This is a genomic window from Acetobacter sp. AC2005, from assembly GCF_037901235.1.
GTDB classification, from domain to species: Bacteria; Pseudomonadota; Alphaproteobacteria; order Acetobacterales; family Acetobacteraceae; genus Acetobacter; species Acetobacter oryzoeni.
In genome coordinates, this window is record NZ_CP149625.1 from 1,167,790 (window position 1) to 1,194,030 (window position 26,241).

20 protein-coding genes are annotated in these 26,241 nt (G+C 54.9%); 7 read left to right on the top strand and 13 right to left on the bottom strand.

Annotated features, from left to right (window positions below):
- Positions 1-92 precede the first annotated feature (92 nt).
- The 5 genes from QQM41_RS05715 to QQM41_RS05735 form a co-directional block, all read right to left on the bottom strand.
- Entirely contained in the window at positions 93-2,327 is a 2,235-nt protein-coding gene (locus QQM41_RS05715) for an FUSC family protein (RefSeq protein WP_050818995.1), read from the bottom strand.
- A gap of 144 nt (positions 2,328-2,471) precedes the next feature.
- Entirely contained in the window at positions 2,472-3,005 is a 534-nt protein-coding gene (locus tag QQM41_RS05720; protein WP_050818994.1) for an adenine phosphoribosyltransferase, read from the bottom strand.
- Positions 3,006-3,166: 161 nt separating this feature from the next.
- Complete coding sequence (locus QQM41_RS05725) at positions 3,167-5,410, bottom strand: ATP-binding protein (RefSeq protein WP_087651676.1); 2,244 nt, start codon at positions 5,408-5,410, stop codon at positions 3,167-3,169.
- 103 nt (positions 5,411-5,513) lie between these two features.
- Positions 5,514-6,776 carry a multidrug effflux MFS transporter gene (locus QQM41_RS05730; protein WP_339077968.1) on the bottom strand — a complete coding sequence of 421 codons (1,263 nt, stop codon included), beginning with the start codon at positions 6,774-6,776 and terminating at the stop codon, positions 5,514-5,516.
- 160 nt (positions 6,777-6,936) lie between these two features.
- Entirely contained in the window at positions 6,937-7,716 is a 780-nt protein-coding gene (locus QQM41_RS05735) for a TVP38/TMEM64 family protein (RefSeq protein WP_003629844.1), read from the bottom strand.
- 14 nt (positions 7,717-7,730) lie between these two features.
- Here QQM41_RS05735 and QQM41_RS05740 point away from each other — a divergent pair, with 14 nt between their 5' ends.
- The 7 genes from QQM41_RS05740 to rodA all read left to right on the top strand — a co-directional run bounded on the left by QQM41_RS05740 (position 7,731) and on the right by rodA (position 16,605).
- Positions 7,731-8,780 (top strand): COX15/CtaA family protein, encoded by a 1,050-nt coding sequence (locus QQM41_RS05740; RefSeq protein ID WP_339078069.1) that lies wholly within the window; start codon positions 7,731-7,733, stop codon positions 8,778-8,780.
- A gap of 295 nt (positions 8,781-9,075) precedes the next feature.
- Positions 9,076-10,665, top strand: coding sequence for a 2-isopropylmalate synthase (locus tag QQM41_RS05745; RefSeq protein WP_339077969.1), 1,590 nt, complete (start codon positions 9,076-9,078; stop codon positions 10,663-10,665).
- 204 nt (positions 10,666-10,869) lie between these two features.
- Complete coding sequence (locus tag QQM41_RS05750; protein WP_003629847.1) at positions 10,870-11,916, top strand: rod shape-determining protein; 1,047 nt, start codon at positions 10,870-10,872, stop codon at positions 11,914-11,916.
- 95 nt (positions 11,917-12,011) lie between these two features.
- Complete coding sequence (gene mreC, locus QQM41_RS05755) at positions 12,012-12,926, top strand: rod shape-determining protein MreC (RefSeq protein WP_003629848.1); 915 nt, start codon at positions 12,012-12,014, stop codon at positions 12,924-12,926.
- Between the two features lie 4 nt (positions 12,927-12,930).
- Positions 12,931-13,494 carry a hypothetical protein gene (locus tag QQM41_RS05760; RefSeq protein ID WP_003629849.1) on the top strand — a complete coding sequence of 188 codons (564 nt, stop codon included), beginning with the start codon at positions 12,931-12,933 and terminating at the stop codon, positions 13,492-13,494.
- Positions 13,495-13,513: 19 nt separating this feature from the next.
- Positions 13,514-15,442: a penicillin-binding protein 2 gene (gene mrdA / locus QQM41_RS05765; protein WP_003629851.1), complete on the top strand. Its 1,929-nt coding sequence runs from the start codon at positions 13,514-13,516 to the stop codon at positions 15,440-15,442.
- Complete coding sequence (gene rodA, locus QQM41_RS05770) at positions 15,439-16,605, top strand: rod shape-determining protein RodA (protein ID WP_339077970.1); 1,167 nt, start codon at positions 15,439-15,441, stop codon at positions 16,603-16,605. The genes mrdA and rodA overlap by 4 nt, the downstream gene beginning before the upstream one ends.
- Positions 16,606-16,692: 87 nt before the next feature.
- On the opposite strand, the gene QQM41_RS05775 is transcribed toward rodA, so the two are convergent.
- The 8 genes from QQM41_RS05775 to hrcA all read right to left on the bottom strand — a co-directional run bounded on the left by QQM41_RS05775 (position 16,693) and on the right by hrcA (position 26,235).
- Entirely contained in the window at positions 16,693-17,922 is a 1,230-nt protein-coding gene (locus QQM41_RS05775) for a tetratricopeptide repeat protein (RefSeq protein WP_339077971.1), read from the bottom strand.
- 12 nt (positions 17,923-17,934) lie between these two features.
- Positions 17,935-18,375 carry a biopolymer transporter ExbD gene (locus tag QQM41_RS05780; RefSeq protein WP_012812288.1) on the bottom strand — a complete coding sequence of 147 codons (441 nt, stop codon included), beginning with the start codon at positions 18,373-18,375 and terminating at the stop codon, positions 17,935-17,937.
- Positions 18,376-18,429: 54 nt separating this feature from the next.
- Positions 18,430-18,849 carry a biopolymer transporter ExbD gene (locus tag QQM41_RS05785; RefSeq protein ID WP_128104741.1) on the bottom strand — a complete coding sequence of 140 codons (420 nt, stop codon included), beginning with the start codon at positions 18,847-18,849 and terminating at the stop codon, positions 18,430-18,432.
- A 33-nt stretch (positions 18,850-18,882) separates the two neighbouring features.
- Entirely contained in the window at positions 18,883-19,890 is a 1,008-nt protein-coding gene (locus QQM41_RS05790) for a MotA/TolQ/ExbB proton channel family protein (RefSeq protein ID WP_339077972.1), read from the bottom strand.
- 106 nt (positions 19,891-19,996) lie between these two features.
- Positions 19,997-20,746, bottom strand: a complete 750-nt coding sequence (locus QQM41_RS05795) for an energy transducer TonB (protein WP_012812286.1) — start codon at positions 20,744-20,746, stop codon at positions 19,997-19,999.
- A gap of 341 nt (positions 20,747-21,087) precedes the next feature.
- Positions 21,088-22,219 (bottom strand): peptide chain release factor 2 gene (prfB, locus tag QQM41_RS05800; RefSeq protein WP_124296306.1). Its coding sequence is split into 2 segments (ribosomal slippage): positions 21,088-22,149 and positions 22,151-22,219, totalling 1,131 coding nucleotides; the frame shifts between segments, so codons are not numbered across the junction.
- Positions 22,220-22,276: 57 nt separating this feature from the next.
- Positions 22,277-25,039, bottom strand: coding sequence for a PBP1A family penicillin-binding protein (locus QQM41_RS05805; RefSeq protein WP_339077973.1), 2,763 nt, complete (start codon positions 25,037-25,039; stop codon positions 22,277-22,279).
- Positions 25,040-25,134: 95 nt separating this feature from the next.
- A complete protein-coding gene (gene hrcA / locus QQM41_RS05810; protein ID WP_012812285.1) occupies positions 25,135-26,235 on the bottom strand; it encodes a heat-inducible transcriptional repressor HrcA in 1,101 nt (366 codons plus the stop codon).
- Positions 26,236-26,241 lie beyond the last annotated feature (6 nt).

Genomic DNA, 26,241 nt, shown 5'->3' on the forward strand with positions numbered 1-26,241 from the left:
TCCTGTTCTATTTTGATGTCTGACTGCGCCAATGAAACATTCTCCTGCAATGCTTTACCCTAATATCAGAACCTGTTTATGGCCCATCTGGTTTAGGTAAATGCTTTATCCAGATATGGAGAAGACGCATCAAAGAACGCTCGGTTCTCTGCCAATTCTGTTTCTATCACGCGCAGGCTGGCCAATGCCCGCAACATTTCTTCACGAACTGAAAGATTTGCTTCGGTTTCTTCGCAGTTTAACAAATACTCTACAGCTATATGTGTTGCGCGCGCAGTCCGGCCATATTGACCGCCATATCGGCCTGTAAAACGCTGCATGCGTTCCATCATAACTTCTACGGCTTTTTGTGCTTCTGGCGGCAGAATATTCTTTGCCAGAACGGTACGTAACCGCAGCACGTTCAATGCTATGGTCATGCTAGACAGCACGCCGCTTAAATACCGTTCCAAGACATAGGTATTCCCATCATCCGTTGCCATGGTGGAAAGGCGCACAAAACCATCTACACTGCGCCCGATAATTTCCGTTACCGCAGGTGGTCTGCGCTGCCCTGCCAAACGGCGCAAGCCACGCAGAATGTTCACACGCATATCCCACCGCAAACCATCTGGATCATACGGCAGAAACACCCGGTACATCCACATGCAGAACATCATGGCCAACAATAGCGGCATGGCGGTGTTGAAATACATAATTTCATCCATCCGGCCCTGATTGATTGGCCCCACCAGAATAGGCAGAAACAGATTATAGGCCACAGCCGCAAGCACTAGCGGAGGCCACGCAAAGGCTAACCCACCAATCAACATGGGCACAGCCAGACACATGGCCATCATTTCATAAATTGTCGGCTGGGCCATCACCCACAGATCAAGCAGTGCGCTCATGCCAATGACACATACAGTGCCATGCAGGAACGCCTGTGTGGCAAGAGCAGGCTGCTCCAAAGTAGAGAACAGCGCACACACAATGCCCACAAACATAATGAATGTAAGGCCGTCAGGCCACGCGGTGGTAATCCATATAACACCAGCCAGAAAGATGGTGACGGAAGCCCGCAAGCTATTGGTAAACGCCATCCGCCAGTCTCGGTAAGACTTCATGGGGTAGCGGAAGTGATCATGCGGTTGCGGATTGCGGCTCATTTCAAACTGTTCAATGGCCAGATACAATTCTTCCAACATGGTATCGAGCTTATGCAACAGTTGCCCTTGCCGGGTGAGCACTTCCTCCTGATTCACATCCATTGGGGGATGCGTGGCGGCTTCCATTTCTTTTTCCAGGCAACTCGCGGCCAGTTGTCGGCAGGTTGCCCGTAAAGACGTGAGATCCCGTAAAACCGGCTCAATAGGCTGATCATTATCCAGCCGGTCTGGCAGAGCCTGCAAAAAAGTGCTCACTTGCCGGGCTGTATCCTGATACTCCGCCCCCTGACTATGCGGCACCTCCAGCAACGCGCCCAAATCCAACCCGCGTGACAGCAACACTGTAATGGCTGCCAGAGCAGCTCGGGCGTGGTCACCCTCGTGCTGGTGCTTCCCCATTTCAATTTCAGCAAACTCGACTTGATCGCTCAGAGCGATAAGAGTGGAGAACACCCCGGGCGAATTTGCCACCGCGCGCCTATCGCCCTGTAACAAGCGCAAAATGGCGGGCACCGCGCCTTTAAGGGCCTGCACAAAGTTGGTTGCCAGCCGTGTTCTGGCCCGCAGCCCCAACTGATACTGAAATAGGGAAGAAATTGTGGTTTCCACCACAATACCAAGCGTAATGTAGGTGGCACGCGCCATTGCGATCTGAAAAATATGATCGGGCGCTACTATGCCGTCCAGCGCAATAATAACGTATGTAAAACCCGATGCCCGCATACCATGGATACGGTAATTGGTCATAGCCGCGGGGCCGGGCAACAACGTGCCTATAAAACAGAAAGTGCCAATCCCTACAGCCACAAAAAAGATATAGAGCAGTGGTGATTGCGGCATACTGGCCACCAGCACGATGGCGCATATTGTGCCCACCACCATGCCGAACATATGCCAGCGCGCCTTGGCAATGGATTTACCGCGCGTGCCCTGCGCCACCATCCATACGGTAAGAGCAGCCCATTGCGGGCTCCCCAATTCCCACCACAAGGCAATGCCAAGAGCGATTAAGGATGAAATGGTGGTGCGAAGCGCATACCCAAAAGAAAGCAGATTGGGCGCAAACAGCCAGCGCAAGTGGTCAAGCTTGCGTGGTGGACCGCCACCAACAAGCGCCTGCCGGACAATAATAGAGACCGACCGCCAAAGCTGCCCCAAGGAAAGCGTCATGCTTTTCACGCGGCCAAACCTGAGGTGCTAATGGGGAAACAACGTGCCATACATCTTCTCTTACCCCAACATGGCAGAAAAGCGTATTCACACCTCATATGTTCTGTTCTGCACCCAGATGTGCAAACAGAACATATGAATATTGAAAAGTGCTTATTCTTCGTAAGTTAATAAAGTGGAAACTGGTGCATCCACTTTATTACGGCCACCCAGGCTGGTTAGCTCTACCATAACAGAAGCGCCTACCACGTTGGCTCCTGCCTTGCGCAGCAGTGCTACAGAAGCGGCCAAGGTGCCACCGGTTGCCAGCAGATCATCCATAACCACAACGCGCTGGCCGGGCTGAATGGCATCTGCCTGAATTTCCAGCGTATCGCTGCCGTATTCCAGATCATAGGTGTGGGAAATGGTTGCACCCGGCAGCTTGCCACACTTACGCAGCATCAGCAGCCCACATCCCAAGCGATCTGCCAGCGGTGCAGCTGTTAAAAACCCGCGGGATTCAACGGCTGCCAGCAAGTCTGGCTTAAGCGGCGCCACCTGCCGCGCCAAACGCCCCATGGCCAGCTGCCACGCATCCGGATTCCGCATAAGAGTGGAAATATCGTAAAATAGAATGCCCGGTTTAGGAAAATCGGGAACGTGCCGGATAAAGCGCTTGAGGTCGATTTCCTCATGTGCCGTCATGGCCTTAATAATCCTTCCTGCGTGCCAGCCCAAGGCTGACCCTCTGTTACTTCTGCCTTGTATCCTGCCAAAAAGAAGAACACGTTCGGGCAATCCGGCGCCCGCTCTATCCTGCATGCGCCGGTTCTGCAAGGTATGGCGGCTTTTCCCTTATGGTCTGCTTATGCCCCGGTACGTGCACTCAGTGCTGCTGTTACCACTTCCATCAAGCCATCCCGGCGGAAGGGTTTGGCCAACAGCCGCGCGTTTGCCACACCACCTTCTGGCAGTTTGGAATCCGCTGTGAGATCCCCCGACATATAAACCACAGCCAGTTCAGGATACCGTTCCACCAACACGCGTGAAAGGGTTAAACCATCCAACGGGCCGGGAAGCTGGATATCCGTTACCAGCAGATCAAGAGGCCCTTCCGCAGCCGCAGCCACATCAAACGCCTGTTCACCATCGCCAGCCTCCAACACGCGGTGGCCCGCCATGCTCAGAATGGTCACGACAATATCGCGAATAGCTGCGTCATCTTCCACCACCAGCACCTGCAAAGCCTGTGATGGCGCTGGTTTGCTTATTTTAGGCAGCGCGGTCGGCTGCAAAACCTGCGCAGCGGAAAGAGCTGTCGCCTTGGGCAACCACAAGGAAACCTCCGTCCCACTTCCGCTGCCAGTTGCCACCACAACGCGCCCCTTTACCTGTTGAGAAAAAGCCAGAACCATGGCCATGCCAAGCCCTGTACCTGCACCCTCTCGCTTGGTGGTGAAAAACGGTTCAAACAGATGGTCCAACACCTCACGCGTCATACCGCTGCCGCTATCAATCACGTCCAGCCGCACCCAATCTCCGGCGGGAAGCGGAGTCGGATCGGACACCACGCGCATGTTGCGGCCTTCCTCAACAGGCAGGCTCATCAGATCTGCGTTCACGGAGAACGTCACATTCCGGGCGGCAATGCGCAGCCGACCACCAGAGGGCATGGCATCTCGCGCATTGATAGCCAGATTGAGCACCGCACTTTCAAGCTGTGCCGGGTCTGCCCGCACGGGCCATACGCCCGAAACATCTGCACATTCCACCACAATTCTGGGGCCAATCACGCGCGCCAACAGCCCATCGAGCAGGGAAAACAGATCGGCCAGATCAAAGCAGTCTGGCACGCCAGTTTGCTGCCTGCGCATAAAGGAAAGAAGCTGGCTTGTAAGAGCTTCAGACCTATGCCCCGCATGCGTTGCGGCAGACAGATATTCCTGCCGCTGCTCTACCTGATCTGGCAGATCGTGCTCCGCTGCAAGCTCCAGATTTCCCAAGATAACGGTCAGAAGGTTTTTGAAATCGTGGGCAATGCCTGCAGTAAACTGCCCCAGCGCGCGCAGCTTTTGCGCCTCACCCAATGCGCGCTCACTGCGCAAACGCATGGTAATATCTGCAGCTGTCAGCACAAAGCCACGCCGTTCTGCTGCTCCGTCTGGGGCAAAAAACAATGTGCGGCACAGTTCCAGATCTGCGCCGTTAATGCCCTTGCATTCCACCACTACAGGCGGTGCGGGCTGCCCTTTGGCCAAGCTGGTTTCAACATGCTCCAATGGCTCAAGCAGCGGCACACCATCTACTACCAGCACTGCGCTTAAATCATTGTAAGACAGGCCAGGTTTGAAAAAACTCTTTTCCAGCCCCAGCGCCACAGCCAATTGTTCGTTCCAATGCCATAAGTGGCCATCGGCACCAAATACGGCCACGCCAAGGCTCAAACTGTCCAGCGTTGCCCGCAAACGCAAAGCCAAATCACGCGATGAAGCCTCGGCCCGTGCCGCTGCCAAGGAAGAACGATCCAGCACCCAGCCTGCTGAAACAAGGCTGAAAACACCAGTCAGAATCCCCAGCAACGCCAAACGGCGCTGCCAGCTTGTGTTGCGCAGCATATTGGCAACACGGTCTGCCTGATCAAGCGTGCTGGCCCGGCTGAGAATGGAAAGGTTCTGATCCAGATCCGCCAGAAGTTGCGCTCCTCCGGCGGGCGTACCCTCTGGTGAATGGGGCCATGCACTTATGGTTTCAAGCTGCTGCCACACGCTTTGCAGTGGTTCTACGCGGCCACCGCCTTCACGCAGTTGCACTACACGAAAGGATTCGAACCCACGCCGTGCATCAGAAAGCTGCTGAATGGCCTGCACATAACAACTGCCATCCTGCGGCTTATGTTCGGCCATCCATGCATAATGGCATATGCGGGCATCACTGGTAGCGTGGTGCAACCCGCGCAAGTAATTGCCTGCCGCGGTGCTCTGACGGTCCAGATTACCATGCCGGGCCATTTCATTGCCCAGCTCAATCCCCATTGTACCAAAAGTTACAATCAGCAGCCCGGCGCCAATAAGCGCCAGAACGTGGGCCCGTCTTGCTGGATGCCGTGGCATGTTATGCACGCTCCCTTCCCTCACCCCATCTTTTCATCTGGACTGGGCCGCAGCCCTGTCGCCGTCAAGAGCAGAGCGGGCATAACCGCTTTTTGTACAATTTTTAGTTCACATTCTGTCGATTAGGCCGCAGCAGCCCCATCAGGAACATCAGAATAGCACCACAACACATGCATCCTGCCATAGGAATTGCAGACACAGCCGGAAATTGGCCAACCACAACGCCCGCCACAGCACCCAGCACATATTGCAGCGTGCCAGCCAGAGCCGAGGCCGCCCCGGCAAGAGAGGGATGGTCTGCTAAAGCCCCCATCATGGCATTGGGGAAAATAATACCAGTAGGTGCAAGGGCCAGTAACATGGCCGCAATAACCAACCACACCTCATATGGCTGCCATGCCGGAGGTGCGTACCACGCGCTCCACAAACTGACTGCTACCAGCAGAATCCCTCCGGTAACGGAAAGGCAGATCGCGCCCATAAGCAGCTTGCCGGAATCAATACGCCCCACCAGCAGCCCGTTCACTTGGGAAGCCCCGATCATGAACACCGCAAAAAAGCCGAACAGCATGGAAAAATGCAGCGGTGAGAAATGAAACAGCTGCACAAACACAAACGGAGCTGCCGTAAGATAGCTGAAAGACATGAAGGTGGAAAAAGCCGTTATCAGCGCATGGCTGGCAAAGGCCCGATCCCGGATGAGGGTGACGTAACGTGTCACAAGCGTGAAGGGAGATAGTGCAACCCGCCGATCATACGGAAGGGTTTCTGGCAGCACGAACAGAATAAGCGCCACGCATATCGCGCCATAGGCAGCAGAAGCCCAAAAGATAATCCGCCAGGACACAAACTCTACAACCAGACCACCCAGCATAGGGGCCAAAATAGGCACAACCCCCATGACCATGACCAACTGAGACATCATGCGTGCCCCGGCATTACGGTCTGGCACCATATCGCGCACACAGGCCGTGGGAATAACCAGGCTGGCCGATGCCCCAACGGATGCCACAAACCGCGCAATGGAAAACGTGGTGATATCTGGCGCAAATGCACATACGGCAGAAGCCACGGCATACAGGGCATTGCCTATAAGCATGGGGCTACGGCGCCCAAACCTATCTGATAAAGGGCCAACCGTAATCTGCCCGATAGCCAACCCCACAAACCAGATGGACAGTGTAAACTGCACATTGCCCGCACTTGTATGGAAGGTCTGCTCCATGGCCGGAAAAGCAGGCAGATAGATATCTGTCGAAATAGGTCCAACGGCTGTCAGGAACCCTAAAAGCACAGGTACCCACATGGGGATGCGCCCACCAATAAAAGACGTTCCGGCATCCCGCACAGCAGAGGGAGAAGCCATAAGCAGCACTCCAAAAACAAACAAAAACAGAAGGAAAAAGAAAAATGTCTGGCAAAAACAGCGCTAACAGCTCTGCGGGCCAGCGCCTTACTATTTTACAAGAGGGTTAGAATGAGCCCTTAGTTCCTGACACCTCAGAAACAGCCAGACCATATACGGATCAGGAAACCTGCCGGGCTATACGTGCATGCCGCCATAACCACACCCCAATGGCGCCAGACAGCACAAACAACGCGCCACCAGCGGCATACTGCCAGAAAGTACCTACCTGAACCCCCGCCCCCAACAAAACGGCAACAAGGTTCTGCGGGATACCGCCCAAAAGGGTTGCTGTAAAAAACGGCAGCACATCCATACCTGAAATGCCCCCCAAAAGGTTCAGCAGTAATGCGGACCCCACGGGCAGCAGCCGCAAGGTAAGGATACTAGAAAACGGCTGACGTGTCAGAAATGCGTCCATTTGGGCAAAACGTTGCCCCAATTTCTGCCGCGCCCATGCACGCCCGCCCCATCTGGCCCAGAAAAATCCGGCCAAGCACCCCAATGTGGAGGCTATGGTGATAAGTGCAAGGCCTTCCCACAATCCATAAGCCAATCCGGCGGCAAATCCGGCCACTTGGCGTGGCAGCCCAAACCCGCACCACAAAACAGCACCAGATAGAAACACCATGCGGCCCCATACGCCTTGGCGCAGTACATCCGTACCATGCAGCATGCTATGAAGAGCTGGCACATGCCGCAACCCAACCGCCCCCACCACCAATACAAGCAGCATGAGCAGTGGACGCAAAAGCGATACAGAGGACCGAGAGGGAGGACGAATATGCTGTTCCATCCAGCCTAGCGGTACCATCTTCTTGCAGCAGCCCGCAAGCTGGCTGTAAACCCGATACAGAAATTTAACCCACAGCGCCAAAGGCTGCCATGCCCACCTCATCATCCCCCCAGACAGACATGACACCCGCCCATCGCAAGCTCATTTCAGGCTGGCTGTTTCTGCTTTGCTTCATGCTGCTGGGCATGATCGCCATTGGCGGCGTAACGCGCCTGACGGGTTCTGGCCTTTCCATTATGGACTGGCAGCCCGTAAGCGGCTTTATTCCGCCCCTTTCCCACGCTGAGTGGGAAAGGTTGTTCGCGCTTTATAAAACCATTCCACAATATCACCTTCAGCATGAAGGATTTGGGCTGGAGGGGTTCCAGAAAATTTTCTGGGCGGAATGGATTCACCGCTTCTGGGGCCGTCTGATGGGGCTGGTGCTTCTGCTGCCCCTGATCTGGTTTGTTGTGAGGGGCATGATTACGCGCCGGCTGGCCCTGCGCTTGTTCATCTTTTTTATTCTGGGTGCGCTACAGGGTGCCATTGGGTGGTTTATGGTGGCTTCTGGCTTCCGCCCCAACAGCACGGCGGTGGAACCTGTACGTCTGGTGCTACACTTGAGTGCAGCCCTGCTACTGTATGGCGCTATTTTGTGGACGGCATTTTCTATCCGCTGGCCTACGCCAGAAAGCCATGGTTCATCTTCAGCCGCACGTTTGGCTAAGCGGTTGGCTTGCTTCACCATCGTGCTGCTGTGCACCACCATTATTGCCGGTGGATTTACAGCTGGCACACATGCAGGGTTCCTGTTCAACACCTTCCCGCTGATGGATGGGCATCTGATCCCGACTGATTATGCCCAGCTTTCCCCTTTCTGGATGAACTGGTTCATCAACAAAGCGGCTGTGCAGTTTGACCATCGCCTTCTGGCCACTCTTACAGCCCTGAGTATTGGCGCTGTGCTTCTTGTTGGCCTGAAAGCAACGGATCTGGGGTCTAAAGCTCATAACGCCTTCATTCTTCTAGGATGGGCTGTGGTTATTCAGTACGCGCTTGGCGTAACCACCCTGCTGTTGGTGGTGCCTGTGTGGGCTGGTGCTGTGCACCAAACATTCGCTGCCGTATTGCTGGGCGTTATGCTGTATGTGCTGCATTGCCTGCGCGGCACCAAGGCTGTGGCCTGAGAGAGCCTTTAAGAACGTTTTAGTGTTGCGTTTGAAAAACTGGACGGTATGGTGCTGCGCATGAATTCCGAGTGGTTCACGTCCGATTCCCTGCAGGCCCGCAAATTAGCGGGCGCGGGCGGCGTGGCCCTCCGTCTGGATCTTCTCCTTCGACTAATCTGCCCCTGAGCGAGCCAGGTGGCCCAGCGCTGCCACGCCCAGGGGAGAACGAAAAGAGCGCCCGTGCATAAACGGGCAGAATATGGCACAGCCCCTCTATTCTTGTTCCAGACCAGACTTTTTCAGGAAGAATTCCATGTCTGCTGATACCACCAGCTTCAATCATCCGTCCTTTGGCCGCATGACGCCAGACCGCGTGATTGTGTTTGACACCACCCTGCGTGATGGCGAGCAATCTCCCGGTTTTTCCATGAACCTGGCAGAAAAACTCCGTATGGCGGAAGCGCTGGCCAATCTGGGTGTGGACGTGATTGAAGCGGGCTTCCCCGTTGCTTCCAAAGGTGATTTCGAATCCGTTAACGAAATTGCCAAAAATACAAAGGGTTCCGTTATCTGCGCACTGGCACGTAGTGGTGGCGCCAAGGATATTGCTGCTGCGGGTGAGGCTCTGGCCCCGGCAGAACGCAAGCGTATCCACAACTTTATTTCCACCTCTCCGCTGCACATGAAATACAAGCTGCGGATGGAGCCAGAAACTGTTCTGGAACTGATTACATCTGGCAATGCTGCAGCCCGCAATCTGACAGATGATGTGGAATGGTCTGCTGAAGATGGCTCCCGCACAGAACCGGATTTTCTGTGCCGCTGCGTAGAAGCCGCCATTAAGGCTGGCGCCACCACCATCAACATTCCCGATACGGTTGGTTACGCCACACCGGAAGACATGGAAAAAATCTTTTCCATGCTGCGCCAGCGTGTGCCGGGTGCAGATCAGGTGATTTTCTCTGCCCATAACCACAATGATCTGGGTCTGGCTGTTGCCAATACGCTGGCTTCTATCCGTGGTGGTGCGCGGCAGGTGGAATGCACCATCAATGGTATTGGCGAACGTGCAGGGAATGCCGCGCTGGAAGAAATTGTGATGGCGCTGCGCACACGGCATGACCAATACCCCTTCACGACCGGCATCCATACAGAAGGCCTGCTGAAGGTTTCTCGTATGCTGGCCACCATCACCAGCTTTGATGTGCAGCCTAACAAGGCCATTGTGGGCCGTAACGCCTTTGCGCATGAAAGTGGCATCCATCAGGATGGCGTGCTGAAAAATGCCGCCACTTATGAAATCATGACCCCTGAAAGCGTGGGTTGGACCCGTTCTTCCCTGGTTATGGGCAAGCATTCCGGGCGCGCTGCCTTCCGCGATAAGCTGAAGGTGCTGGGTTATGAAGGCATGGATGAAACACGCCTGAACGAAGCCTTTGCCCGCTTTAAGGATCTGGCTGACCGTAAAAAGGTTGTGTACGATGATGACATCATCGCGCTGGTGGATGATGAAGCCCGTGACCACGACCGCATCCGTTTTGGTGCGCTGAGCCTGAAATCCATTTCTGGCCAGCCTTCTGAAGTTGATCTGGAACTGAGCGTGGATGGCAAGGCCATTGAAGCCAAAGCTACAGGCAATGGCCCTGTGGATGCTGCGTTTAATGCCCTGCGCAAGGCTTTCCCGCATGAAGCGCGTCTCGCCCTGTTCTCTGTAGGTGCTGTAACGGAAGGCACGGATGCACAGGCCCGCACAACCGTGCGTCTGGAAGAAGCCGGCAAAATGGTAGACGGTCAGGGTGCAGATGCAGATACAGTTGTTTCTGCCGTACGCGCTTATGTGCATGCACTGAACAAGCTGCTGGTTAAACGTGCACGGACAGAACCAGAAGCCCTGACAGTCTGAAAAAACTTTTCAGACCCTCCTGCAAAACCGGGCAGACAGACCTTACCTTGAGATTATATGTCAGTTTCTTGACGGAAGGTCTTGTCTGCCTCGTTACGCACCGGTAATTCCTGCTCACATATTTCCAAAGCAGCAGGGGCAAGTTAGCGTGCCCGGCTTTCTCGTCCTCTGTTGTATGGTGCCCGCTTCAACCAGGAGTCCTGGATGTTTTCTCGTCTGCTCGGTCTCATGTCTGCCGACATGGCTATTGACCTGGGTACTGCCAACACCCTTGTTTACGTAAAAGGACGGGGTATCGTTCTGAACGAACCGTCTGTTGTGGCTATTGCAGATATACGAGGAAAAAAGCAGCTTCTTGCCGTGGGCGAAGAAGCCAAGCAGATGGTTGGCCGTACACCGGGTAATATTACGGCCATTCGTCCTATGCGTGATGGCGTGATAGCTGATTTTGAAGTGGCGGAAGAAATGATCAAACATTTCATTCGCAAGGTTCATAATCGCCGCGCCTTTGCCAGCCCCCAGATTATTGTATGTGTGCCCTCAGGCTCCACTGCTGTGGAACGCCGCGCCATTCAGGAAAGCGCAGAAAGTGCCGGAGCGCGGCGCGTATTCCTGATTGAAGAACCCATGGCAGCTGCCATAGGTGCTGGTCTGCCGGTTACAGAACCTTCAGGCAGCATGATTGTAGATATTGGCGGCGGCACCACAGAAGTGGCCGTTATCTCCCTCGGCGGTATTGTGTATGCACGTTCCGTACGCGTAGGCGGAGATAAAATGGATGAAGCCATTATCTCCTATATTCGTCGCACCCACAGCTTGTTGATTGGTGAAAGCTCGGCAGAGCGTATCAAAATCAGCCTTGGCTCCGCCATGATGCCGGATGAACCGTATGAAAACGGCCCGTGGCAAGATGTTAAAGGGCGTGATTTGATTAACGGTGTCCCGCGTGAAGTGCAGGTTTCACAAGCCCAAATTGCGGAAAGCCTTATGGAGCCCGTAAGCCAGATTGTGGATGCCGTAACAACTGCGCTGGAAAACACCCCACCAGAACTTGCTGCCGATATTGTTGATAAAGGCATTGTTCTTACCGGCGGTGGCGCGTTGCTCTACCGGCTAAGCGATGTACTTCGTCTTGCAACAGGCCTGCCAGTTACAGTAGCTGAAGATGCACTTTCCTGCGTAGCTTTGGGCACAGGCCGTGCCTTAGAAGAAATGAAACGTCTGCGCAACGTGCTGACAACAATGTATTAACCCAAGGCACCAGCTATCTGGCTGTAATCCGGCGCCAGAATGCAAACGGGCATGCCTTCCGCTTTCCTTCCCTCTAATTGGGGTTCCCGGCTTTCATGATCCCGGTTTCCATCCAGGTAAGACAAGCTCTTGGCAAACTGGTTTTGCCAGTGCTGCTGCTATTGTCTGTTGGGATTATTATTGCTGGGCAAGCCGATAGAAGGCTGGCTGATACGGCCCGCATGTATGTAGCAGATGCCTTAGCCCCTTTGTGGGGGCTTATTGCTCATACGCAAACAGATGTCAGCCACCTTGTGCAGGGCGTAAAAGACGCCCGGCACTTGGCGGAAGAAAACGCCAAGCTCCAAACCGAAAACGCCAAGTTGCGCCGTTGGTATGATGTGGCTGTCTCCCTCGCGCGGGAAAATGATAACCTGAAAACAGAGTTGCACTGGGTGCCAGAACCTACCCCGGCCTTTGTAACAGGCCGGGTGGTGGCAGATAGTGGCGGCATGTATGCCCGTGCTGTGTTGCTTGTAGCTGGCACCACCAGTGGTGTGCATGTTGGCAATGTGGCTTTGGCAACAAATGGTCTGGCAGGACGGGTTACCGAAGTTGGCCCTCATGCAGCACGCGTCTTGTTAATAACCGATATTGCCAGCCGCCTCCCCATTGAGCTGGAATCCAGCCATGCCACGGCCATAATGGCAGGCGACAACTCCCCCATGCCAAGGTTGATGTATTACCCGCAGGATTCACGCCCCATTGAAGGGGAGCGTGTTGTGACCAGTGATCAGGCGGGCGCCTTCCCCATGGGGCTGCCTATTGGCACGGTACATTATCTGCACCCCGGACAACCGGTTGTGCAGCCCTTTGTGCAACTGGATAAATTGACCATGCTACGCGTGTTCGATTTTGGACAATCTGAAATTGAACCACCTGATGCCCCGGGCCACGTGCCACTTACCCGCCCGCATCGGCCATTAGCACTGCCGTTCAAGACACTTCTGGGACAAGGGCAGGAAGGGTAACCTGATGTCCGATCCCTCACCCCCATCATGGGACCCAGATCTTGAACCGCGCCTAACACTTGGCCAGAAGCTGGACCGCACAGCGCGCCATCTACTGCCATCGGCTTTTATTGTTCTGGTTATTATCTTTTTTTCGGCTCCCCTTGCCATTCCCGGTTCTGCCGAACTGCTTTCCGCCATTGTTATTGGCTCGGTATTTTTCTGGTCTGTTTGGCGGCCTACGGGCATGCCCGCTCTGGCACCGTTCTTGCTTGGCCTATTTATGGATCTGGTTGGCTTTACACCTTTGGGCGTCAGCTCATTTATTCTGCTTCTGGTGTACGGAATCAGCACCTATGCCCGGTTTGGGCTCATGCGCATGAATTTTTTAGTAGTATGGTTCCTTTATGGTCTGATAGGTGGGGCCGCTTCTTTCCTGCAATGGGCGTTGGCATGTTTGTTCCGGCTGCACGGCCTTGATCCGGCGCCTGCCTTTTTTGAAGCACTGCTGTGCATAGGGGTTTATCCGTTGCTTTCCGCCACCTTCTCATGGTTCCTGCATATTCTGGATGAAAAGGAATCCGCATGAACAGGCATGAAAGCTTCTTATGTGGCTGAAGCGGCGCAAGAAAGAAAACCGGCGTTTTCTACCTGTTCGTGAACAGAAAGACCCCGCCCGTGGCGTTTTTACACGCCGGGCGCTGCTGTTTATGGCTGTCCAGACTGTGGCCTTGGGGGAGCTAGGCCGCCGCCTATATAAAATCCAGATAGAAGATGGCGACCATTATGCCCGCATGGCTGCCAAAAACCGTATCAGCAAGCGCCTTCTGGCCCCGCCGCGCGGGCGTATTGTAGATCGCTACGGCGTTGCCCTTGCCAATAACAAGGAAAACTGGCGCGCCCTTTTAATGCCCGAAGAAACCACAGATGTGACGGGCACGATTGAACGGTTTTCCAGCATTATTCCGCTAGATGAACGTGACCGCACACGAATCGCGCGTGAAATGCGGCATCAGCGACGCTTCGTACCCGTCATGCTGCGCGATTTTCTCTCATGGGATGAAATGGCGCGCATTGAACTCAACGCGCCCTCTCTCCCCGGTGTGTTGATTGATGTGGGCACACGCCGCGTTTACCCGGAAGGCGAATTGCTTGCCCACATTATCGGCTATGTCGCCCCGCCTAATGAGAAAGATGTGGCCCGCTCTGCCTTGCTGGCTCTGCCGGGTATGCGCGTAGGCCGCGCAGGTATTGAGCAAAGTCAGGATGACAATCTACGCGGCACAGCTGGATCTGTGGAAATGGAGGTCAACGCCGTTGGGCGTGTGATGTCTGAACTAAACCGCGAAGAAGGCGTGCCAGGTGAAGAAATCAGCCTGACCATAGATCGCGCGCTCCAGCAAAAAGTGCTGAACGCCATAGGAGATCAAACAGCCTCTGCCGTGGTGATGGACTGCCAGAATGGCGAAGTACTTGCCATGGTCAGCACGCCTTCGTTTGATCCCTCGCTGTTTGATAGCGGTGTAAGCCACGCGCAGTGGATTGAGTGGACAAACAATCAGCGCACGCCCCTTATCAACAAAGCCGTGGCGGGGGTGTATCCACCGGGCTCTACTTTCAAACCTGCCGTGGCAATGGCGGCTTTGGAATCTGGCCTTGTTTCCCCCACAGATCGTTTTTTCTGTCCCGGTCACCTAGATGTAGGTGGCACACGTTTTCACTGCTGGTCTCGATGGGGCCATGGGTCTGTTGATCTGCATCTGGCGCTTAAATATTCCTGCGACGTTTATTTTTACGAGGTCGCACGCCGTATCGGTATGGAACGCATTGCAGCCACGGCACATAAATTCGGCCTTGGTACGCAGTTGGATATTGAGCTGCCCCACACCCGCACCGGCCTGATTCCTACTCCGGCATGGCGGCAGGCTCACCACCATCACTGGAATGGTGGGGATACAATTGTAAGCGGCATTGGGCAGGGGTTTGTACAGGTTACGCCACTACAACTGGCTACCTATACAGCCCGTATTGCCTCTGGCCGGGCTGTACAGCCCCATCTTGTACGTGCCATTAACGGAGAAATTGGCAAGCAAGTACAACCAGACCACTGGCCCACCCTTGATATGCCAGACAGATATTTGGCAGCCCTGCGTTCTGGCATGTTTGCCGTTATTAACGAACCCCATGGAACAGCCCCCAAGGCACGGTTAGACCTACCCGGCATTACCATGGCTGGCAAAACGGGTTCGGCACAGGTGCGGCGTGTTTCCCGCGCATTGCGTGAAAGCGGGCATTTTAACTCCGCCAATCTGCCGTGGGAGTATCGGCCACATGCATTGTTTATCTGCTTTGCCCCATATGATTCCCCACGTTATGCCGTTTCTGTTGTGATCGAACACGGAAACGCAGGCGCTGATGCAGCAGCCCCGCTGGCTCGTACCATCATGCGCGATACTTTGCTGCGTGACCCGGTAACACACACCACACCGCCGCCAGAAAGTGTAGCTGATGCAAGCAGTCTGGTAAGTGATCCATGAAGTTTCATAAACGGCTGCTCAGAGCAGAACCCAGCTTCCGCCTTATGTCTAAGCTATGGCGTATCAGTTGGCTTTACATTCTGCTGATCTGCACATTGGCTGGCGTTGGTTACGTTACGCTCTATTCTGCCGGAGGTGGCACACCCTACCCGTTTGCCGCCCCGCAAGCTGCACGCTTTGCTGTGGGCTTGGTGATGATGATTACCATCGCCATGCTGCCGCCGCGTATGCTTATTCATGCAGCAGCACCCATGTATGTGCTCTCACTCATACTGCTGGTAGCGGTGTTGCGCATGGGTCATGTGGGTAAAGGCGCAGAACGTTGGTTGATTATAGGGGGGTTGCAGGTTCAACCCTCGGAATTCGCCAAAATTGCGTTGGTTTTGGCACTTTCTGCATGGTTTTCCCGCATCAGCTATGCCCGAATGGGCAACCCTTTGTGGTTAATACCGCCAGCTCTTATCGTGCTTGTACCTGTTGGCCTTGTTCTCAAGGAACCTAACCTTGGCACGGCAGTCATTATTGGGGGTATTGGGGCATCGCTATTTTTTGCTGCCGGAATGCGCCTTTGGCAAATTGTGCTGCTTTTGCTTCCCGTGCCTTCGCTTATCAAGTTTGCATACAACCATCTGCATGATTACCAACGTGCGCGCATCACCACCTTTTTGCACCCTGAAAATGATCCGCTGGGAGCAGGCTACAATATTATCCAGTCTAAAATTGCACTTGGTTCTGGCGGTATGTGGGGGCAGGGTTACCTGCATGGATCACAGGGGCAATTAAACTTCCTGCCCGAAAAACAGACAGACTTCATTTTCACAATGATTGCCGAAGAATGGGGCTTTGTAGGCGCTGCTGCTGTTATCGGGTTGCTGCTCATGATCATTCTGGGCGGCATGATCATGGCTATCCGGTGCCGTAATCGCTTTGGGCGCCTTATTGCCCTTGGCATCAGCATGAACTTCTTTTTTTACTGCTTAGTAAATCTTTCCATGGTGATGGGGGCTATCCCTGTGGGCGGTGTGCCTTTGCCATTGGTCTCTTACGGTGGCTCTGCCATGCTGAATGTTATGCTGGGGTTCGGGCTGCTACTTTCTACTTGGGTTCATCGTGATTCTATCGATGATGAAGACGAAGAAGACGCCAACAAAGAGCGTATCTGATACTTCTGTTCCCGTAAGTTCCTTCCTTATAAAAAAGGCCGCTCTGATATTGAGAGCGGCCTTTTTTAAATTATTTTACGGTCGTGATTATTTAGCACTAGCAGGCTGCGTTACACGCAAGATCCAAAGCTGTGCAATATCATGCGCACCGTTGTCTCCTTCAACACTACGCAGAGCAGCCAGAGCCTGATCCTTATGGCCAGCATAAAGCTCTGCCAGCCCCAAATGCAGGCGTGCGATATTCACGTCACTTACGCCCTTGCTGATAGCCTGCTGCATAAGTTGCAGACCTTTATCAGCCTGCCCGAAAGTAACGTAATTGTACCCAACCGTCAGCAAATCATCCCCATTGCTGGCGGAAGTAGCTGCCTGTTCATCTGCTGCAATAGAAGCCTTTTTGGAAGCGACAGCCTTTTCAACCATGGCCTTCAAACGGGCCTGACGTGGCGCTTCTGCCCCCTGCCCCAGCACACCCGATTGATAGCCCTGGTTCATCAGGTCTAGCGCCAGTTGCGGCGTGTTCTGCTGCACGGCAATTTCCGTCATATCCATAAAGTCACGCGCTTGGGAAACATCCCCAACGGCCAAACGGATACGATAAACATCCAGTTGCAAGGATGCCGGAATTTTGGTGTTTACAACCAGTTCATGCAGCAAAAGCGCCCAGTATTCCTTTTTGGGGTAATAGGTTGCCAGCAAAACATACGCGTGGGTTGTGGCCGCAGAATCTTTTAGAGCCGTCGCACTGGCCGCAAGCATTTGCAGTTCAGATTCGGTAGGAGTTTTACCAGCCTTTATGGTGGCATCAGCCTGCTGCTTCACCACCTTGATGGTGTTGGGGTAATCCTTCTGCAGATAGTAGGATTGCGCCAACAACGTTTCCATTTGGGGGTCAGACCCGGCAGCTTTTAGGTAACGCTGAATATTGGCAATAGCTTTGGGGTAATCCTTGGCTGTATAAGCCATGGTTGCCTCAGACTTCAGCATCTGATTTTTCATGGCCTGTGGCGTGCGCGGGGAAGCAATCAGCTTATCATAAGCCGCTGTTGCGGCAGAAAGATTACCAGCCTGCGTGGCCACGGCTGCGCGCATCTGCGCAATGGTATAATCTTCGTAATCTGTTTTGCCTTTTACGGCATCCGCAGCGTTTACTGCATCCATTGCCTTGGCATAATTATGTGTTGCCAGAGCAGACTGCGCGGCTTCCAGTTCTGTCCCAACCTGTTGGCCGAGTTCATCTGCCGCATGTGCAACGGGCTGCATAACAACCCATGCTGTTGTTGCACAAAAAAGGGTACGTAAAAAACGAGAAGCCATTCTCAAAAATCCTCACTTACCGTCAGCGAACTGTTCCTGTCCGACGATTCCGAGTTTTGTGACGCCGAGGCGCTGTGCGTCGGCCATGACGTGGATGACGGTTTTGTAGTCAGCCAGACGGTTGGGCTGGAGGTGGAACTCCGGGCGGGAAGCCTCTGGCCCGCTGGCGATCTCACGCAGATGCGCCTGCAGATCGGCCTCGCCATTGATGGGCTGGCCATTCCAGGTCAGCGAGTTGTCAAAGTCCACAACCAGTGTCACCACAGGTGTTTCTTCCGTGCTGGGCGGCGGGTTGCCCTGCGGCAGATCAATCGAGACCGCCTGCGTCTGCAACGGGATGGTGATGATCAGCATGATCAGCAACACCAGCATCACGTCAATCAGCGGCGTGGTGTTGATATCAACAATGCCTTCATCTTCCGTTGTGCTCTCAGAGCCAACATTCATGCCCATGGCCTGTGCTCTCCCCCACAAGATGGGGTGGCGTGCTGCGCCACCCGCCCCTGCCTATTTCGGCTTTTCCGTAATGAAATCGATATGGCTGATGCCCGCTTCCTGACACGTCGCCACCAGACGGCCCACACTCTCATAGCGTGTGGTCACATCTCCGCGGATCTGGATCTGCGGCTGGGGCTTCTGCACCGCCGCCTTCTCCAGCCGGGCCAGAAGATCGGCCCGGTCCCTGATCGGCGTTTCATCCCAGAAGGTCTGACCATCCGCCGTGACTGCCAGAACCACATTGCTCAGCTTGGTCTGGGTTGGCTGGTTCATGTCCTTGGGCAGCTGCACCTTCACGGTATGTGTCGCCACCGGAATGGTGATCAGAAAGATGATCAGCAGCACCAGCATCACATCCACAAGCGGTGTGGTGTTGATGGCGGAGACGACGTCGTCTTCCCCGCCGCTATCGCCAACCTGCATGCCCATAAGCGTTCTCCTTGCCTTGACCTGACCCGTTGATTAGCCGACGCGGTTGGAAACCGTGGCCGTGGTGGGGGAGTTGTCCGGGCGCACCACAATCTGATCCACTGCCCCATGACGCACGCCACCGATGAGGATGGACTGCAGGTCAGCGGCAAAGTCACGCACCAGGTCCATGGCCGTCTTGTTACGGCGCACCAGCAGGTTGTAGCCCAGAACGGCCGGCACCGCGGTGGCCAGACCAATGGCCGTCATGATCAGGGATTCACCCACGGGACCTGCCACCTTGTCGATGGAAGCCTGACCGGCAATGCCGATGGCTGTCAGCGCGTGGTAGATCCCCCACACCGTGCCGAACAGACCGATGAACGGAGAGGTGGAACCCACGGTGCCCAGAAAGGCCAGACCCTTTTGCAGGCTGTTCTGGATGTTGTTGACCGCGCGCTGGATGGACATGCCCGTCCAGCTATGCAGGTCAATGCTTTCCTGCATCGTGCCTTCATGGTGTTCGGCAGCCACAATACCGGTATCGGCGATGTAGCGGAACGGAGAGGTAGAAGTGAGTGCGGAAGCACCTTCCTGAATGCTGTGCTTGGTCCAGAAGCTTTTGGTGGCTTCCTTGGCGGCGGCGAACAGGCGGGCCTGCTCGATGAACTTGGTGATCATGATATACCATGTGCCCAGGGACATGGTGAGCATGATCAGCAGCACGCCGCGGGCAATGATATCGCCATTGGACCACAGAGCACCCAGACCGTAGGGGTTGGCTTCTTCCTTGGTGTCTGCTGCCGCAGGTGGCGCCTGTTCAGCCGGGGCGCTGGCAGCAGGTGCAGGCGCTTCTGGCGCCGCAGGGGCTGGGGCTGCATCCGGTGTGGCGGCAGGTGCCGGTGCGGAAGATGGCGCCGCATCAGGAGCCGGGGCCGTGGCTGCGGGTGCTGCAGGAGCGGCATCCTGCGCAAAAGCCGCAACTGGGGCTGCAGTGCTCATCAGCAGCGCCAGAGCCGGAGCCGCAAGACCTGACACAAAAGAACGGGGCAGTCTGGTCATCTTCCTCATAATCCTCATCATCAGGGCCCGATCCGCTACCCTGTTACGCAAACAGATCGGGCAATCCATATTTGTACTACTGGCCAGTATGAAAACTGACCCCGTTTTAGTCATCCAACCTAAATCGGATGACATAGACCTTGTGCAGTTCCTTCACCGGTGCGCCATTGCGCGTGGCCGGACGATAACGGGCCTTGTGCACGTAATCCAACGCAGACTGGGCAAAGGCCTGACCACCAGAGACCGACTGCACATGGCAGTTACTGGTCATGCCGGAAGCTTCCACATCGCAAATCAAAGTCACGCGGCCTTCGATGTTGTCTTCCTCCATTTCTGGGGGATAGACCGGCTGCACGTTATTTAGCGGTGCAGAACCAGCAGACGTATCTGGTGCATCTGTTGTGCCATCTCCGGCTGCTGCCGCACTGCTTGGCGCAGATGTTGCCGGCGGCGCTGCTGCCGTTTTGGTCTGCGGCGGTGTTGGGTGCTTAGGGGGCGCCTTGGCCACATGCTTGATGGGCGGCTTGGGCGGCGGCGGCACCTTGATCTTGGGCGGCGGAATGTACGGCGGCGGCGGCACAGCCATAACCGGCGGCGGGGGTGGGGGTGGCGGCGGTGGAGGAGGTGGCGGCGGGGGTGGCAACATAACTGTTTTGATAGGCGGATGTGTAACAGGAACACTTGCCGTGGTTCCCATACCGTACATCAGCCCCAGCACGCCCATAAGATGCAGCGCGACAACCACCAACAGGGCAACAACACTGACAACAGCCCCTACCCGGAACGTATATTTCACCGAGCCCGGCTGTTGCTCGTAGTCATTCATATTTGCACGTCCTCCTTTGTCACCCTGCATCGCAACGGATGCTATCGTCTTACCCTTGATACACAGGGCGTTACCGGAGCCTGTTTACCTTGGTATGACAATAGCAGATTGCTGTTCTGCCATACAGGTAACCTTTCCCGACTTTCGATTGGGCAATCTGAGAGGCTTTCTGTCAAGAATGTTCTGTTAATTTCACATTTTCTTTCACAAAGACAATCTGTTCTGGCGTAGGAACAAAATCGCTCTAACACTGAATTTTCTAAGATTTATCAGCGTTTTTCTGTTTCATGATGCCCGTTCTCACAACAAAAAAGCAGGCCCAAAATGGAACCTGCTTTTTTGTATTTTTGTTTCGATTTGGGAATAAACTCTTACTGGGCTGAAGCACTCGCCTCAGATCGCGTCGCCCCTACCCGCATGGCAAGCGCGGCCGCCATAAAGGCATCCAGATCACCATCCAGCACTGCATCCGGGTTGCCGGTTTCTACCCCTGTACGCAAATCCTTTACCATCTGGTAAGGCGCAAGCACGTAAGAGCGGATCTGATGCCCCCAGCCGATATCCGTTTTGGCAGCTTCTGCCGCTGCAGCCTCGGCTTCGCGCTTCTGCAACTCTGCCTCGTACAAACGTGCACGCAGCATCTGCATGGCCGTTGCACGGTTACGGTGCTGAGAACGGTCTGTCTGACAGGCCACAACAATGCCTGTGGGCATATGCGTAATACGGATAGCGGAATCCGTTTTGTTAACGTGCTGCCCACCAGCACCAGATGCCCTAAAGGTATCTACCTTCAGATCTGCGTCATTGATTTCGATTTCAATGGAATCATCAATAACGGGATACACCCAAACAGATGCAAAGGACGTCTGGCGGCGCGCTGCGGCATCAAACGGTGAAATACGCACTAGGCGATGCACACCCGCTTCTGTTTTCAGCCAGCCATAGGCATTGGGGCCGGAAACAAGAATGGTAGCAGATTTCAGGCCCGCCTGTTCCCCTTCCGAGCTTTCCATCAGCGTGACCTTGTAGCCATGCGCCTCTGCCCAGCGGGTGTACATACGCAGCAGCATTTCTGTCCAATCCTGCGCTTCCGTACCCCCGGCACCTGCGTTCACTTCCAGGTAGCAGTCATTGCTGTCTGCTTCCCCAGAAAGCAGGCTTTCTGTTTCACGCCGTTTGGCTTCTTCCGCCAGATCACGCAGCGTGGCCATACCTTCGGCCACTAAATCTGCATCTCCTTCAGCTTCTGCCAGTTCAATCAGTTCGCTGGTGTCGCGCACATTGGTTTCAAGCGCTTCCACACCTTCAATCTGATTGGCCAGAAGGGTGCGCTCACGCATCATTTTTTGCGCAGCGTCTGAATCATTCCACAGATCGGGATCTTCTGCCCGATTATTCAGTTCAGCGAGTCTTTCCTGGGCGACATCCCAGTTAAAGATGCCTCCTCAGCAGTGCCACTGACTGCTTGATCTGGTCGTTAAGGGCTTCAGTCTCGGCAGACATCAGGCCGATTCTCCATATTTTTCTATCATGTCAAAAAAGACAATGTGGTGTTGGCCCTCAATAAAGGCCACCCATACCAATGTCACCCCCGGCTGGTGCAGAAGGTGCTGCAGAACCAGACGAACCACCATTACCGGAAGGAGCATGCTCTCCAGATTGGCCGCCTCCAGACCCTTCAGCAGCCATATCACTTTCAGAATCAGGCATGTTTTCAGCACCTGTATCTGCGGCTGTCAGTTCCTGTGGGTTTACGTTGCTTGAAAGGTTTGCGCTCAGCCCCGGCACCTGCCCTTCCTTAAAGGCATCTATGGCCACGCCCCTGCCCGTATCATACTGCACAAGTGTAATGCCCGCGGGAGGTACAAAATCCTGCCGTGGATAACCATCCAAGGCGGTTTTCATCACCTTGTTCCACAAGGGGCCAGCAATGGCGCCCCCGGTTTCGTTTTTACCGAGGGACTGAGGGGTATCAAACCCGATCCACACGACAGTTACGATATCTGGAGTGTATCCAGCAAACCACGCATCATTAAAGTTCTGGCTGGTACCGGTTTTGCCCGCAATCGGCACATCTATACCCGTTCCAGCTCGCACACCTGTGCCGCGCCGGATAACATCCTGCAACATGGTGGTAATCTGGAACGCACTTTGGGCGGATGCCACTTGCTGCCGGCTATCATGCAAGGCAGGCACATCATTCTGCCCCGGCATGACAATGGGCTGCTCTACAGAAGCCGGTGCAGGTGCCGGTTTTCCTGCATCTGCGGGTTTCTGATCCGATGGTGCATCGGGGAACACGGCATCAGCCGCTGGTTGGTCTGCTGCTTGCCCACCATTGGTGTTCGTATCAGGTTGTGCGGAAGCTGTGGTCAACGCCAGCCCCTCCGGCCGCCAGATAACGTGGCCTTCACGGTCCTGCACATCGTCCACCAGTGTTGGCGTCACCTTACGCCCACCTGCCGCAAGCGAGGCATAGGCTCCGGCTTCCTTCAGCACTGTGGTTTCCACGGCCCCTAATGCTGCGGGGAGCACATGCGGCATGGAATCCACCAACCCAAGGTTGGTTGCCACATCCGCCACGGTTTTCATGCCCAGATGGGCCGCCAAGCGAATGGTAACCAGATTGCGCGATTCACGCAGGGCATCATGCAGAGTGGTGGGGCCCCAAAAATCTTTTTCATAGTTATTGGGGTGCCATGCTCCGTAAGAAACAGGAGAATCATCAAACTTCTGGGAAGGGGAAATCCCCTGCTCCATAGCATCCAGATAAACAAATGGCTTGAAAGAAGACCCCGGCTGACGCAGCGCCTGTGTTGCGCGATCAAACTGCGAAGCCTGAAAAGACCACCCACCCACAAGAGCCAGAACCCGGCCCGTACGTGCATTCATGGTTACAATGGCGCCTTCCACCACAGGCACCTGCATGAGGGCAACGTGCCCACCTTCGGCCTGCGGTTGCACCATCACCACATCACCGGCACGCAATGGCTTAAAGCGTCGTGCCCATGCCATATCCTTGGCCTGTACGATACCTGTACGAGGCTCGCCTCCACTTTGAGACGCATTGTTCCGCCGCACGACGCTTCCTTCAAGCCAGCCCACTTGCCCCTTTGCATCCAGCACAACAGCCAAACGCCACTGGTCAAGCATACCCGCAGGCACCGGAACACCCTGTAAAGCCTGTACCCATTCTGCTGTAGCGGAGGATGACCCGATATCGGAAAGATGATGCACTGGCCCACGCCAGCCACGATGTGCCCGATCATACGCCATCAGCCCTTGGCGCAAAATATCCTGAGCATTGCGCTGGAGCGGCAGATCCAAACTGGTGTGAACATCCAACCCGCCCTGCATGGTCACGTCTTGGCCGTAACGCTCCATCAGTTCACGGCGCACTTCTTCCGCAAACCATTCTGCACCCGGTGCCGGGCCGGGGCGCGTAAAGCTGCGGGTGGTCAACGGCTGGGCTTCTGCTACACGCGCGGCATCATGCGTAATGGCCCCAATATCGGCCATACGTTCCAGCACCCAGTTTCTGCGCCCTCGAGCTGCATCGGGGAAGCGTACAGGGTTATAATTAGTGGGAGATTTAGGCAGCGCCGCTAAAAATGCGGCCTCTGCATCATCCAGTTGATCAAGCGGCTTGTTGAAATAGGTCTGGGATGCTGCGGCAATACCATATGCGCCGCTGCCCAGATAAATTTCGTTCAGGTAGATTTCCAGAATCTTGTCTTTGGGCAGAACCTGCTCCACCCGCATGGCCAAAAAGGCTTCCTTAGCCTTACGCCGGAAAGATACCGCGTTGCTGCCCAGCAGCATGATACGCGCCACCTGCTGCGTAATGGTGGATGCCCCAATAGGCCGCTTGCCTTTGCCGCGCGTTAAATCCGTAAGGCCAGCACGCGCAATGGCAACTGGGTCCACCCCTTTGTGTGTCCAGAATTTCTGGTCTTCTGCCGCCACAAATGCATTTTTGACCTTATCGGGCACGGCACTAATAGGCACAAAAATACGCCGCTCATTCGCCAGTTCGGCAATAAGCTGATCATCTCCGGCATAAAGGCGGCTCATGACTGGCGGCTGGTAGGAGCGCAAGCCCTCTACCGTAGGCAGATCCGCCACAATCCCTTCGTATTGGGACCACAGCAGAACCACAGCACCCGTGGTGCCAACCAACGCCAACGCAGCCGTTGCCCCAAGCACCTTCCGCCATTGGCGAAAGAGCGGGCGGCGTAGATCGGGCCTGCGATTTTGCGGAGACCTGCCCTGAGAATGGCTGGAAGATGAACCCTGATCACCAGAAGACGGAGCGCTTGTCATACAGGCCCTTTACCATTCTCACACATAATCGTCTGCCCTGTTTGCGCATTGTAATAAAAATCATGGCCGAATTCCGACCACATCTACAAACAGTGCTAACCCAGCATGTCACCCAGCAGGCGGGCTGTATAATCCACTACCGGCACAATACGCCCATAATTGATACGGGTGGGGCCGATAACCCCGATAGCCCCTACTATCCGGTTCGCCTCATTACGGGCAGGCGCCATAACAACAGACATACCTGTAGCCCCAAACAACCCGCTTTCTGCACCAATAAAAATGCGCACCCCTTCAGAGTTCTCTACCAACTCCAACAGGCGCAACATGGTTTCCTGCGCTTCCAGCCGGTCAAACAGTGTTTGAATGGCCAGCAGCCTGTCCTGCCCATCTACATCGGCCAATAAACGAGATTGCCCGCGCACAATCAGGGTGCCCCCCAGCCCGTCTCCGCCACCATCCCAAATGGCAAGGCCGCTTTCTACCACCTCTGCTGTAAGACCATTCAGAATACTTCGGTCTTCCGTCATTTCAGAGCTTACGCGCGTGCGTAAATCTGGCAGAGATGCCCCCATGGCCCGTGCATTCAGGTAATTTGCAGCCTCCACCAAGGCGGAAGGCGGCATACCGGGCGGTGTTTCGATAACACGGTTTTCAACATGCCCATCCGCACCCACCAGAATAACCAGTGCGCGATTGCTGCCTAATGCCACAAACTCAATGTGCTTGATGCCACCATCCCCTTTGGGCGCTACCACCAACCCGGCAGCATCGGACATGCCCGCCAAAAGAGATGAAGCCTCTGTAAGCGTATCTTGCAGTGAGCGCCCTTTGGCCTCCAGCGATTGGCCGATGACCCGCTGATCTTCTTCCGAGAGCGCGCCAAACTGCAACAGGCCATCTACAAACAGCCGCAACCCTTTTTCTGTAGGCAACCGCCCGGCAGATGTATGGGGGGAAAACAGCAACCCGGCTTCTGTAAGGGATGCCATGATATTGCGTATTGTGGCCGGAGAAAGCGGCAGCCCAAGCCTGTGAGACACCGTGCGGGAGCCAACGGGTTCCCCGCTCGCTACATATTCTTCCACCACTTCACGCAGAATAGCCGCAGACCGCGCATTCAACCCCGGAGGCAGAGCAGCTTTTACTGGCAGCAAACCACGCTTCATGACACAAGGGCTCCTTCGCATATCCATAAATCC